The following is a 12,394-nucleotide window of genomic DNA, read 5'->3' as shown; positions in this document are numbered from 1 at the left end:
CCGGGCCCTCGGGCTCACGTGACGGTGACCGCGATCGCGTGCAGGCCCGTCGCCCCGTTGGGGACGGTGGGGGTGCGCTCCTCGGTCTGGGGCGCTCCCGTGCGGTCGGTGGCGCGCACGGTCAGGGTGTGGGCGCCGGGGGTGGCGGCCTGCCAGGGGAAGGACCACAGGCGCCAGGTGTCGACGGTGTCCTGGTCCGCCAGGCGCGCCTGCTGCCAGGGTCCGTCGTCGACGCGCACCTCGACCCGTTCGATGCCCCGGTGCTGGGCCCAGGCCACCCCGGCGACCATGACGGTGCCCCGCCGGATCCGGGCGTCCGCCTTGGGCGTGTCGATGCGGGACTGAGTCTTGACCGGGGCCTGCTGAGACCAGGACCGCTGGACCCAGTAGGCGTCGTACGCGGCGAACGTCGTCAGCTCGATGTCCTCGATCCACTTGCACGCCGACACGTACCCGTACAGACCGGGTACCACCATGCGGACCGGAAAGCCGTGGGCGAACGGCAGGGGCACGCCGTTCATGCCGAGGGCGAGCAGAGCGTCGCGGCCGTCGAGGACGGCTTCGACCGGGCTGCCGATCGTCATGCCGTCCACGGACCGGGCCACCAACTGGTCGGCCGGGCCGCCCCGCGAGGGCGGCCGCACCCCGCAGTCCCTCAGGAGGTCGGCCAGCCGTACGCCGATCCAGCGGGCGTTGCCGACATAGGGGCCGCCGACCTCGTTGGACACGCAGGCCAGGGTGATGTCCCGCTCGATCAGTTCTCCCGCCCGGCCCCGGACGAGGTCGTCGAAGGTGATCGTGCGCGGGGAGGTGACACCCTGGCCGTGGATCCTCAGCCGCCAGGTGGTGGCGTCCACCTTCGGCACCACGAGTGCCGTGTCGACGCGGTAGAAGTCGGCGTTCGGCGTGAACAGGGCGCTCAGTCCCGGCAGTTGGAGGAAGGCGGCCTTCGGTACGGGGGTGGCGGGCGACGTCGGCCGGGGCAGGACGAGCTTGCCGCGCGAGGCGACCGCCTGACGGCCGCTGGAGGTGTTGAGCGCGCGCCCGAGCACCCCCGCGGCGGCGGACGCGGCGGCCGTCGCCGTGGCGGCGATCACGAAGCCGCGCCGGTCCCAGGTACCGGCGGCGGGGTCCGGCCCGGTGCCGACGGGCGGCCCCGGCAGCCGTCCGGCGAGCCAGTACAGGAGGGCCGCGCCGGCCAGCGCCCCGCACACCGACGGCAGCGCGTCGACCGCGCTGTGCGAGTCGGGGCGCCCCGTGGCGGCCAGCGCCCCCACGACCCCGAACACCAGGATCCCGGCGGCTCCGGCCCGGCGGAAGCGCGCCGCGACCACGCCGAGGACCAGGGCCAGGACCGCCAGCACCGCCAGGATGCCGATCTGCAGGACGAGCTTGTCGTGCGTCCCGAAGTGGCGGATCGCCCACTCCTTGAGGGCGGCGGGCGTGCGGTCGATGGCCGTTCCGCCGACCGCCGTCACCGGCCCAGCCTCCGGCCGGACCGCGGCCGCCACCAGCTCGGCCACCGCCAGCGCGGCGCAGCCCGCGAGGAGACCGCACAGGGCCCCGAGGGGAATACGGCTCCACCTGTTCCGATGTGTTGTCACAGCGGCATTCGATACCGCGGCCGTCCCGGATCGTCCACATTCTCCGGGCCCGGCCCGTTCCGTCACACGGCCGGCGGAACGCGCCCGGCCGGTGGTGTGCTCAGCTCATGGTCACGGTGAGGAGCGCGTACTGCACGACCGTCAGATCCACGCTCACCGTGGCGCCGCCGACCTTCCAGGCGACCGGCACCGGAGCGGGCGAGGCGCCGTCCGGCGAGCTGACCGCGGCGGCCGTCACCTGGCGGCCCGCCGGGACCGCCAGGGAGACGGTGCAGGCCGCCGGGGTGGTCGCGAACGGGGCGGGGACTTCGCCGAAGTGGCTGAAGTTGACCAGCTGGACCACGGTGTCCTTGCCGAGGTGGCTCAGCTCCAGGTGGATCCGCTGGTCACCGGTGAGCGAGACGGCGGGCGGCGCGGCCCTGCGGACGGGTTCGAGCAGCCGGTCGGCGGTCGGCCCGTCCGTGCGCGCCAGATAGGACAGCCCGGGCAGGTCGTTGAAGTACCAGCAGGTGCCCGCCCCGAACGCATGGCGGTTGGCTGCCGGCAGCGGGTCGGCCCTGCGGAAGCCGAGCACGTCGGCGAGGGCGTACTCGGTCCTGGCGGTGCCCAGCGGGTCGAGGGCGGTCGGCGCCGGGCCGGTGACGACGACCGTGCCGCCGCCGCTCACGAAGGAGCGCAGCACCTCGGCCTCGGCGTCCGAGACCGCCTGGAGGTTGGGCAGGTACAGGACGCGGTAGGGGGCGAGGTCGGCCGCGGTGAGCCCGGGGCTCGGCACGGTGTCGAACGGGATGTGCGCGTACACCAGCGCCTTGACGGTGCCGCGGAACTCGCCGAGCCACTTCTGCTGGGTGCAGCTCTCCTCGGAGGCCTCGAAGCTCCACCAGTCCGTCACGTCGGCGGGCGGCGTGGTGTTGACGTACATGCCGCTGCCCGGGACGGGGCTCACGAAGTCGCGGCTGGCGGACGAGTGGTACACGGCGACCCGCGCCCCGGAGACCGCGTCGAACAGCCGGTCCTGGTGCGCCGCGACGAACCCGAACATCCGGGTGCGCATCGCGGTGTCGGTGCTCTGGTCCTTGAACGGGCTCTTCACCTCGAAGGGGTTGCAGCCCGCGGCGAGCAGCTCGGCCATCACCAAGGAGGCGTCGTCGGCCTTCCAGCCGTACGAGAACGCCCAGGCGGGCTTGGTTCCGCTCGCGGCCCGCGCGTACTTGTACATCGAGATCAGGCAGATCCAGTCGCTCGCCGTGGCGTGGCGCATCCCGTCGTAGTTGCCGAGGATGTCCACCTCCCACACCTGGCTGACGCCCTCCGCCCGGCGCAGCTGCGCGCCGTCCAGACCGATGAGGCAGGCGTACTGGTAGTCCATGGTCACCGTCTCCACGAAGGTGACCAGGTCGGGGTTGACGGAGCGGCCGGCGGCGGCGATGTCCAGCTGGAACCGGGCCAGGTTGCGGTGGCGCCAGTCGACGTAGTGGCGAAAGCCTGCGTCGTTGAAGTCGGCCGTACGGGGCAGTTCGAGGCCGGTGTCCGCGCGGAAGGCGGCCGCGGCCCAGGTGGAGGCGTCGCACCAGCTCAGCGCGCCGTCGAAGTAGATCGGCACGTCCGGCCAGACGGCGTCGACACCGGTCGCGGCTAGGGCGCGGATGCGGGTCAGGTAGTAGTCGCGCCAGGGCGAGTTGGGGCTCAGCCAGCAGCTCTCGTCGCCCGGGTCCACCCAGACGACGAGGCCTCCGTAGAACACGTTGGGCTGCCCGTCGAGCCCCCGCTGCACCCAGTCCTTGCCGCTGCCGTCCTTGTAGAAGGAGGGCCCCTTCTCGCCGCCGGGGCTGATGAGTTCGAGCGAGGGGTAGTACATGACGACGCGCATCCCGGCCGCGTGCGCCAGGTCGGCGAAGCTCTTGACCTTCCCCATGTGCTCGGTGAACTGCTGGTCGGTCAGCCAGTTCGACAGGACGGTGTCGAGCTCGATCACGCTCACGTTCTGCGCCTTGAGCCGGCTGATGACCGGCTTCATGTCGCGCTCGGGATCGGCGTCGTCGTTGAAGGTGCCGTCGGCGAGCCGCGCGTAGCGGGCCCAGTCGGGGAAGGCGACCGTGGCCGCGTGTCCGGCTTCCGGCGCCTCGGCCCAGGCCGGGCGGGGCCCGCCGCCGGGCAGGAAGGGCAGCAGGTTCGCCGTCACCGCGAACCCCCCGGCGCCGAGCCCCGTCCGTAACACGCTGCGGCGGCTCAGTCTTCGTCTCGATTCCATGTCCGCGTCTCTCCCCTCGGCCCCGCCGGGTACGGTTCCGGCTCGGGCGAGGCATCCTGTCGCCGCCGGGAGGAGTCGGCCAGAGGGCCCTTTCGGCCAGCGCGGCGGGGCGAGGGGTACCGGTGCCGGTGCGCTAGGACACGACCTTCGCCGGGCACAGCCGTCGCGGCGCACCGCCCTTGAGGGTCGCGTCGACGCACCCGCCGGGGAGCCCGTCGTGGGCGGCGGTGCCGAAGTTGGCCGTCACGGTGAGCGTGCCGTCGCCGAAGACGGTCCGCTGTACGGTGCGGTCGGCCGTCAGCCAGGCGAAGGAGGTCAACTCCTGTGTCCCCGCCGCCTGGTGGAGCGGTGCGAAGTACCGCTGGAGCGCTGCCAGTTCGCGCAGGTTCTGGTCGTCGCGCCCGTCCTTGTCGCTCAGGACGAAGTTCAGCGGGGTGTTGTAGAGCATCGCGAGGAGCGCCCGCGTCGTCTTCTGCTCGGGAAGCTTGCCGAAGGGCAGCTCCCAGCGCTCCACGTTGACCAGCGAACCGTGCAGCGCCGTCTCGTACAGCGGCACGCGGTAGGCCGGGTCGTACATCGCCCGGAGGGCGTCGGCCACCGCGGCCCGGTGCTCCGGCTTGAAGTCGCCCACCCGCACCGGCTTGAAGAAGGTGTCAGGAGCCCCGGCCGGGGTGTAGCCGCCCCAGGCCGGGTCGTCCTTGGGCTGGTCCGGCGTGGTGTCGAAGTGGCCGGTCTCCATCGGCCACAGGCGGCCGTCGACCGGGGTGCCGGAGCCGTGGTCGAAGGCGAGGACCTGGTTGGCCCAGGAACCGGCGGCCTCAGAACCGAGCACGAGCGGCGCACGCCGTGCGGTGTCGTACGTCCCGTCGGTGATCCGTCGCATCCGGGCCAGGCGGTTGGCGCGGTCCTGGGCCATCGTCATCGGGTGCGCGGTGTCGTGGTCGCGGAAGAGCTCGCCTGCCGCGTCCACGTCCAGGAAGTAGCTCGCCGCGCCGTTGCCGACCAGCGAGCGGGTGCGGTCGGCGAGGTAGTGCCGCTGCGGCTCGGCCTGCTCGAAGGCCTGCGAGCTGAGGTAGCAGCCCTGCTTGTGGAAACCGGGCTGGGGCGTGCCGTCGGCCCGCCGCACACAGAACGCCGGGTAGACGCCATCGGGCCAGAGCGAGTTCGGGGGAGTGTCCGGGCCCTCGGCGCGCCCGTTGGCGAAGGAGTCGTAGGGCCCCACCAGATATCCGGCCCGCTGGGCGGCGGCGACGTCCGCCGCCGTCATGGGCGCGTCGTCCGCGTCGTAGCCGAGCCACAGCCGGCTCACGCCGAGCGACGTGAGCCGGGCGATGCCCGCCGCACGGCGGGCGCCGCCCCAGGCGTAGGCGTGGAACGCGCCGAGCAGCCGTCCCGTCTCCGGGTTCTCGCGGATCTTGTCGCTGAGGCTGCCGAGTCGGCCGTGTTCGGCGAGCCAGTGCCGGTAGTCGACGGCGGGCGCCACGGGAGATCCGTCGGTGAGTGCGAAGACGACGGTGTACGCACGGGTCGCGTTGGCGGCCGAGAAGGTGTGCCGTGCCGTCGTGCGCAGGCGTCCGCCCTCGGAGGCGTACGCGAGTGAGGTGGCGATGTCGGTGGGGGTGAGATAGCTGACGCCGTGCCCGCCGCCGAGCGTGTAGCCCCAGGCCGGCAGGGTGAGTTGGGAGGCCATGTCCTCCTCGGAGCCCACGAGCTGGGCGCGCGAGGAGTTCCAGAAGGGGTCGGCGACCGGCAGGGACAGGCCCTCGCCGCGCGGGAGTTGGAGGGCCGAGGCGGCCGGGTCGGCGCCCGTGACCGGCCAGGCCAGGCCGGTGTCCCGGTCGGCGGTGATGGTGACGAGCAGCCTGCCGTGCTCGGTGTGTGCTTCGGCGTTCAGGCCCCGGCCGGGGTAGGACCACCGGGCGCCCTGGCCCGAGACGGTCACATGCCCCGGCCTGCCGGGGGCGTCGGCCGCCGGGTCCGACATGCGCAGGGTCCGCCCGTCGTCGGTACGGGCGTCGACGCGCAGCGTCGCGGGATCGATCGTGGCCGTGCCGCCCCCGACGGGCAGCTCCACGCGGCCGTCGTGGAGGCGTGCTCCCGCGGACGGCGCGGGCCCGGCGGTGGCGGCCGGGGTGAGACCGGCCGCCAGGGCGGTGGCGACGGCGAGAACGAGAAGGGTGCGTCGGCCGGTTCGGCGGGCCGGGCGCGCGATGGATGACTTCCCCGTGCTGATGTCCATGGCGCAGTGATAGTGAAGAGTTGTAAGAGGACTCTAAGAGAAGGCCCCTCCGGGCAGAGGCACCGGCGTCCCCTTGCCCCGGTGCGCGGGTCGGAAAAGGGGGCGCCGCCCCGCACGCCGGTGTGCGAGGGTGCCCGCGGGGAAGCCCGCGCCGACGGCGTGCGGGTGCGCCCGACTCTGACACCGGAGGGGTGCATGGGGACCAGCAGGATCGCGGTCGTGACGAGTGGTGCCGGTCTGGAGCACGACAGCGACCTCCCGCTCATCATGGCCGGGCTGTCCGCCGAGGGGCTGGCGGCCGAAGCGGTGCCCTGGGACGCGAAGTCCGTGGCATGGGAGGGCTTCGACCTGGCGGTCATACGGTCCACTCGGAGCGCCTTGAGGAGTTCCTCGCCTGGGCGGACCGCGTGGCCCACCTGACCAGGCTCCTCAATCCGGCCCCGCTGGTGCGCTGGAACAGCGACAAGCGCTATCTGCTGGAACTCGCCGCCCGCGGCGTCCCGGTCGTGCCCACGCGGGTCCTCGACCCCCAAGAGCCGTGCGCTGAGGGCGACTTCACACGGCCCGGGGGCGTGGTGGTCAAGCCCAGCGTCTCGGCGGGCGCCCGCGACACCGCGCGCTACGAGCCGGGCCAGAGCGCAAAGGCCGTACGCCATGTGCGGATGCTGCACGCCCAAGGCCGCGCCGTGCTGGTACAGCCGTATCTGCCCCGGGTGGCCGAGGGCGAACGCGCGCTGGTCCACATACGGGGCGCCTTCAGCTACGCCCTGCGCAAGGGGCCTGTGCTGACCGAGCCCGGGGTCATGGACAACTCCAGGAACCCGCACCCCGGTCTCGCGCCTCATCTGCCGACCGACGCCGAACTGCGCACCGCGTCGGCCGCGTTGGCGGCCCTTCCCTCGGCGTCCGCTCCGCTGTTCGCGCGGGTCGACCTGGCTCTGGACGACGACCGGAAACCGGTGGTGATGGAGCTGGAGCTCATCGAGCCCAACCTGTTCCTCGGCACCAATCCGCGTGGTCTGAAGCACCTCGTGGCGGCGGTGGCGGCGGAGCTGAACACCGCACGCTGACCCAAGCGATCAGGAGGGCTCCGAGAGCCCCTCGGCCGGCACCGGCGGCCAGTGGCCGGGGGCGAGCACCCCCAGCGCGTACGCCTTGGCCACCAGTGCCGTCCGCCCTTGGACGCGCCAGCGCTGGGAGAGCCGGGTCAGGTGGTAGTTGACGCCGTCGACGGTCAGCCCCAGGGCCTTGCCGATGGCCGCCGTGGTCGCGCCGGACGCGGCCAGCGCGAGGATGCGGGCCTGCGCCTCGCTCACCGCGCCACGCGGAGCCGGCGGTGGTCCGGGGCGTTCGTCGCGGACGTACAGCATGGCGAGCAGGACGGGCTCGGGGTTGGGGAAGGCCATGATCGGGTCGATGGTGAACTCGCCCTCGCGCTCGGCTCCGTCCTGGCCGGCCCGCCAGGTCACCCCGATGGGATAGCGGGAGGTGCGCCCCGCGCGCAGCGCTTCGACCAGGCGATCGAGCTGCTCCTCGGAGCGCGGGGTGAACAGCTCGCGCAGCGAACGGCCGCGCAGACGCCCGGGCGTGGTGCCCCACTCGGCGGCCATCGCGGGATTGGCGACGTGCACCTCGCCGTCGATGCGGCAGACGGCGATCGGCACGGGGATGCGGTCGAGGAGGGTCAGGAAGTGGTTGCGCCACGCGCCGATGTCCTCCTCCACCGCCTGCTCGTCGCTCATGCCGCGGGTCACCGCCCCTTTTCCTGGCCCGTCCGCAAGAGCGGTACGCGAGAAACCACTGCACAATCATGCAGTCGCCCGCGGCGGCGGGGCACACCGGGCGGGTGAGTCTTGACGCATGACGGACACGATCCTGATCCCCGCAGACGCACGCCCCGACGACGAGACCGTCCCCCTGGTGGACATCTCGGCCGGCGGTCTCACCGAGACGCCCATCCAGCAGTCCATGGAGCTGGCCCGGGTGCACGGGCCGGTGTTCCGGCGCCGCCTCAACGAGCACCAGCACCTCTTCGTGAGCTCGCTCGACCTGGTCACCGAGCTCGCCGACGAGACCCGCTTCTCCAAGGGCATCTCGAAGGTCCTCGACCACGTGCGCGAGTTCGCGGGCGACGGGCTGTTCACGGCGTACAACGACGAACCGAACTGGGCCAAGGCGCACGACATCCTCATGCCCGCCTTCGCGCTCGGCTCGATGCGGACCTACCACCCCGCCATGCTGCGCGTCGCGCGCCGCGTCATGGACAGCTGGGACCGCCGGGCGGCGCTGGGCGAGCTCGTGGACGTCGCCGACGACATGACGCGGATGACCCTGGACACCATCGGTCTGGCCGGGTTCGGCTTCGACTTCGACTCCTTCGGACGCGCCACCGCGCACCCGTTCGTCGAGGCGATGGTGCGCTGCCTGGAGTGGAGCATGCAGCGGCTCGGCCGCACCCCGGACGGCGACCACAGCGAGCTGGACCGCGCGTTCGAGCGGGACGCGGCCTACCTCGCCTCGGTCGTCGACGAGGTCATCGCGGCCCGCACCCGCGGCGGCGACACCTCCGTCGACGACCTGCTCGGCCTGATGCTGGGCGCCGAGCACCCCGGGGACGGCACCACCCTGGACGCGGCCAACATCCGCAACCAGGTCATCACCTTCCTCATCGCCGGGCACGAGACCACCTCGGGCACGCTGTCCTTCGCGCTCTACCACCTGCTCAAGGACCCCACCGCGCTGCGCCTGGTCCAGCGCGAGGCCGACGAGCTGTGGGGCGACACCACCGACCCCGACCCCACCTTCGAGGACATCGGGAAGCTGCGCTTCACCCGCCAGGTGTTGAGCGAGGCGCTGCGGCTGTGGCCCACGGCGGCCGCCTTCACCCGCCAGGCCCGCGAGGACACCGTGCTCGGCGGCCGGGTCCGGCTGCGCGCCGGCGAGCTGGTCACGGTGCTCACGCCGATGCTGCACCGCGACCCGGCCTGGGGCGACAACCCGGAGCTGTTCGACCCGGCCCGGTTCACGCCCGAGGCGGAGGCGGCCCGCTCACCGCACGCCTACAAGCCCTTCGGCACGGGCGAGCGGGCCTGCATCGGGCGGCAGTTCGCGCTGCACGAGGCGACCATGCTGCTCGCACTGCTCGCGCACCGCTACCGCTTCGTGGACTCGGCGGACTACCGGCTGCGCGTCAAGGAGACCCTCACCCTCAAGCCCGAGGGCTTCACCCTCTCCCTGATTCCGCGCACCCCCGCCGACCGGTCCCTGAACCGGGCCGCCCACCCCGGCCAGGTCCCGCGCACGACCGCCGAGGCCGCCGCGTCCGCACCCGGACTGCCCTCGCGGGTGCGCCAGGGCACCGGGCTGCTGCTCCTGCACGGCACCAACTACGGCACCTGCCGCGAGTTCGCCGAGCGGCTGGCCGCCGAGGCCGCCGGGCTCGGCCTCGCCGCCGACGTCGCCCCGCTCGACGCGTACACGGAGGCGCTGCCCACGGACCGCCCGGTCGTCATCGTGGCCGCGTCCTACAACGGCCAGCCCACCGACGACGCGGCCCGGTTCATCCGCTGGATCGAAAGCGCGGAGCCGGACGCCGCCGACGGCGTGCCGTACGCGGTGCTCGGCGTGGGCGACCGCAACTGGGCCGCGACCTACCAGCGCGTGCCCACCCTCCTCGACGAGCGCCTCGCGGCCGTCGGCGGCGAGCGCCTGCTGCCCCGCGCCGAAGCCGACGCGTCGGGTGAACTGACCGGCACGGTCAGGGAGTTCGCGGCCGCCCTGCGGGTGGTGCTCCTCGAACGGTACGGAGACCCGGAGAGCGTCGGCGCCGCCGAGCCACCCACCGAGGCGGCCTACACGGTCACGGAGGTGACCGGCGGGCCGCGCCAGGCCCTCGCCGCGCGCCACGGCCTGGTGGAGATGACCGTCACCGAGGCCCGCGACCTCACCTCGCCGGGCCACCCCCGGCCCAAGCGCTTCGTGCGGGTGGCCCTGCCCGAGGGCGTCACCTACCGCACCGCCGACCACCTCACCGTGCTGCCCGTGAACGCCCCGGCGGTCGTCGCACGGGCGGCGGCGGCCCTCGGTGTGGAACTCGACACCGTCCTGAGCATCCGCGCCCCGCACACCACGCCCACGCCGCTGCCGCTCGACCGACCCCTGTCGGTGCGTGAACTCCTCACGCACTACGTCGAGTTGGGCGGCCGCCCCACCCGTGAGCAGACGGCGCTGCTCGCCGCGCACAACCAGTGCCCGCCCGAGCGCGCCGCGCTGGAGCGGCTGGCGGCGGACGATCCGCGCCCGCTGCTGGCGCTGATCGAGGACCACCCCGCGCTGCGGGGCGCGCTGGACTGGCCCACGCTCCTGGAGCTGCTGCCCCCGCTGCGGCCCCGCCCGTACTCGGTGTCGTCCTCGCCCGCCCGCGACCCGCGCCACGCCGACCTGATGGTCTCGCTCAACCCGGGCGGCACCGGATCCGGCCATCTGCACGCCCTGCGGCCCGGCGACACCGTCCTCGCCCGCGTCCAGCCCTGCCGCGAGGCCTTCCGTATCGCACCCGGGGCACCGGAACCGGTCATCATGATCGCCGCCGGGACGGGCCTCGCCCCCTTCCGGGGCGCCGTCGCCGACCGCCTGACGCTTGCTCACCCCGCCCCGGCCATCCTCTACTTCGGCTGCGACGCCCCGGAGGCCGACTTCCTGCACGCCGACGAACTGCACGCCGCCGAACGCGCCGGAGTCCTGTCCCTGCGCCCGGCCTTCAGCGCACCCGCCGACGGCGGGGGCCGCTTCGTTCAGCACCGTATCGCCGCCGACGCGGACGAACTCTGGCCGCTCCTGGAGTCGGGCGCGCGCGTGTATGTGTGCGGAGACGGCAGCCGCATGGCGCCGGGGGTGCGCGCGGCCTTCCGCGAGCTGTACGCCCGGCGCACCGGCGCCCCGGCAGCCGAGGCCGAGGAGTGGCTGAACCGGCTGACCGCCGAGGGCCGGTACGTGGAGGACGTCTACGCGGGCTGAGCCGCGCCGGGGTCCGCGTCCCGGCCGGGCGATCGGGCCCGTCCGGGGGGCGGGTCCGCGCCCGGCGCACCAGAATCGGAGTAACCGGGAGGGCCGGTGACCGCAGGGGCTCGCCGGCCCGTGCGTCCGGCCCTCCCCGCCCACCTCGACACCGGGAGAGAGCCCGCGATGCCCACCAGCTCCGCAAGCACCGAGAAGAGCACCATGAAGGCCATGACGTACACCTCGTACGGCGACAACTCGGTCCTGAGCCTGACCGAGCAGCCACGGCCCAAGGTGGGCCCGGGCGAGGTCGTCGTACGGGTGCGCTGCGCGGCCGTCAACCCGGTCGACTGGAAGATCATGTCCGGGGGTCTGGACGGCATGATGGACACCGTCTTCCCGGTGGTTCCGGGCTGGGACGTGGCCGGTGTCGTGGAGAGCACGGGCATCGACACCCCCGAGTGGAAGGCGGGCGACGAGGTCTACGCGTACGCCCGCAAGGACTATGTGCACGGCGGCACCTTCGCCGAGTTCGTGACGGTCCCGGTACGCGCCCTGGCCCGCAGGCCGAAGTCCCTGAGCTGGGAGGAGTCCGCGGGCGTCCCCCTGGCGGGCCTCACCGCCCAGCAGACCCTGACCCGGCTCGGCACCGGCAAGGGCGACACGGTGCTCGTGCACGGCGCGGCGGGCGGCGTGGGCACGTTCGGCGTACAGATCGCGAAGGCCCTGGGGGCCCGCGTCATCGGCACGGCCTCCGAGCGCAACCACGACCGGCTGCGCGAGCTGGGGGCCGAGCCCGTCGCGTACGGAGACGGGGTCACCGAACGCATCCGGGCCCTGGCCCCGGACGGTGTGGACGTCGTCGTCGACTACGTGGGCGGCGTGCTCGACACCACCCGGGCCGTCCTGCGCGAGGGGGGCCGACACGCCTCGATCGCCGACCCGTCCGTCATGGAGGCGGGCGGCCAGTGGATGTGGGTACGCCCCGACGGCCCCGGTCTGGAGACCCTGGCCGGGCTCGCGGACGCGGGGCAGCTCAAGGTGCCGGTGGCCGAGACGTTCCCCCTGGAACGGCTGGCCGACGCGTTCGAACTCAGCCAGACGGGCCACGCCCACGGCAAGATCGTGATCCGGGTCGGTGAGGACGGGGCGTAATGCGCGCCGTTCGGGGCGCAAGGCCGGTGTCGGGTCGGTGAACTCGGGGGTAAATCTGGGGGTGCGGCCACCCGGATGAGCGTTCGGGCCCGGCCGGTTGCCTAGCATGAGCGGCGTCGTCCCCTCGCTGCTGACACGAACGGAGTG

The 12,394-nt window shown here is 73.4% G+C and carries 8 protein-coding genes; 4 read left to right on the top strand and 4 right to left on the bottom strand.

Annotation, left to right across the window (positions count from 1 at the left end; genetic code table 11):
- Nucleotides 1-14: 14 nt before the first annotated feature.
- The 3 genes from AC07F3_RS11035 to AC07F3_RS11025 all read right to left on the bottom strand — a co-directional run bounded on the left by AC07F3_RS11035 (nucleotide 15) and on the right by AC07F3_RS11025 (nucleotide 6,094).
- Nucleotides 15-1,604 carry a molybdopterin-dependent oxidoreductase gene (locus AC07F3_RS11035; RefSeq protein ID WP_479112644.1) on the bottom strand — a complete coding sequence of 530 codons (1,590 nt, stop codon included), beginning with the start codon at nucleotides 1,602-1,604 and terminating at the stop codon, nucleotides 15-17.
- A gap of 100 nt (nucleotides 1,605-1,704) precedes the next feature.
- A complete protein-coding gene (locus AC07F3_RS11030) occupies nucleotides 1,705-3,786 on the bottom strand; it encodes a beta-galactosidase trimerization domain-containing protein (RefSeq protein WP_479112642.1) in 2,082 nt (693 codons plus the stop codon).
- Nucleotides 3,787-3,988: 202 nt separating this feature from the next.
- Complete coding sequence (locus tag AC07F3_RS11025; protein ID WP_479112640.1) at nucleotides 3,989-6,094, bottom strand: glycoside hydrolase; 2,106 nt, start codon at nucleotides 6,092-6,094, stop codon at nucleotides 3,989-3,991.
- Nucleotides 6,095-6,289: 195 nt separating this feature from the next.
- Between AC07F3_RS11025 and AC07F3_RS11020 the strand changes: the two genes are divergently transcribed.
- Nucleotides 6,290-6,514, top strand: coding sequence for a hypothetical protein (locus AC07F3_RS11020; RefSeq protein ID WP_479112638.1), 225 nt, complete (start codon nucleotides 6,290-6,292; stop codon nucleotides 6,512-6,514).
- Nucleotides 6,502-7,164, top strand: coding sequence for an ATP-grasp domain-containing protein (locus AC07F3_RS11015; RefSeq protein WP_479112636.1), 663 nt, complete (start codon nucleotides 6,502-6,504; stop codon nucleotides 7,162-7,164). The genes AC07F3_RS11020 and AC07F3_RS11015 overlap by 13 nt, the downstream gene beginning before the upstream one ends.
- Before the next feature lie 9 nt (nucleotides 7,165-7,173).
- Here the strand turns inward: AC07F3_RS11015 and AC07F3_RS11010 are convergent, their stop codons facing one another.
- Nucleotides 7,174-7,836 carry a PAS domain-containing protein gene (locus AC07F3_RS11010; RefSeq protein WP_479112634.1) on the bottom strand — a complete coding sequence of 221 codons (663 nt, stop codon included), beginning with the start codon at nucleotides 7,834-7,836 and terminating at the stop codon, nucleotides 7,174-7,176.
- A gap of 118 nt (nucleotides 7,837-7,954) precedes the next feature.
- Here AC07F3_RS11010 and AC07F3_RS11005 point away from each other — a divergent pair, with 118 nt between their 5' ends.
- Together AC07F3_RS11005 and AC07F3_RS11000 are read left to right on the top strand one after the other, a co-directional pair.
- On the top strand, nucleotides 7,955-11,110 hold the full coding sequence (locus AC07F3_RS11005; protein WP_479112632.1) for a cytochrome P450: 3,156 nt from the start codon (nucleotides 7,955-7,957) through the stop codon (nucleotides 11,108-11,110).
- Between the two features lie 204 nt (nucleotides 11,111-11,314).
- Complete coding sequence (locus AC07F3_RS11000) at nucleotides 11,315-12,247, top strand: NADP-dependent oxidoreductase (RefSeq protein WP_479113089.1); 933 nt, start codon at nucleotides 11,315-11,317, stop codon at nucleotides 12,245-12,247.
- Nucleotides 12,248-12,394: the final 147 nt, after the last annotated feature.

It is taken from the genome of Streptomyces sp. NPDC045846 (genome assembly GCF_056431605.1).
Note: the sequence above shows the minus strand (reverse complement) of the source record. Positions and strands in the feature narration are given on the sequence as shown.

Excerpts from the sequence above, each read along its gene's own strand:
- AC07F3_RS11025 (WP_479112640.1), bottom strand. The coding sequence starts at position 6,094 with ATGGACATCAGCACGGGGAAGTCATCCATCGCGCGCCCGGCCCGCCGA.
- AC07F3_RS11020 (WP_479112638.1), top strand. The coding sequence starts at position 6,290 with ATGGGGACCAGCAGGATCGCGGTCGTGACGAGTGGTGCCGGTCTGGAG.
- AC07F3_RS11010 (WP_479112634.1), bottom strand. The coding sequence starts at position 7,836 with ATGAGCGACGAGCAGGCGGTGGAGGAGGACATCGGCGCGTGGCGCAAC.
- AC07F3_RS11005 (WP_479112632.1), top strand. The coding sequence starts at position 7,955 with ATGACGGACACGATCCTGATCCCCGCAGACGCACGCCCCGACGACGAG.
- AC07F3_RS11000 (WP_479113089.1), top strand. The coding sequence starts at position 11,315 with ATGAAGGCCATGACGTACACCTCGTACGGCGACAACTCGGTCCTGAGC.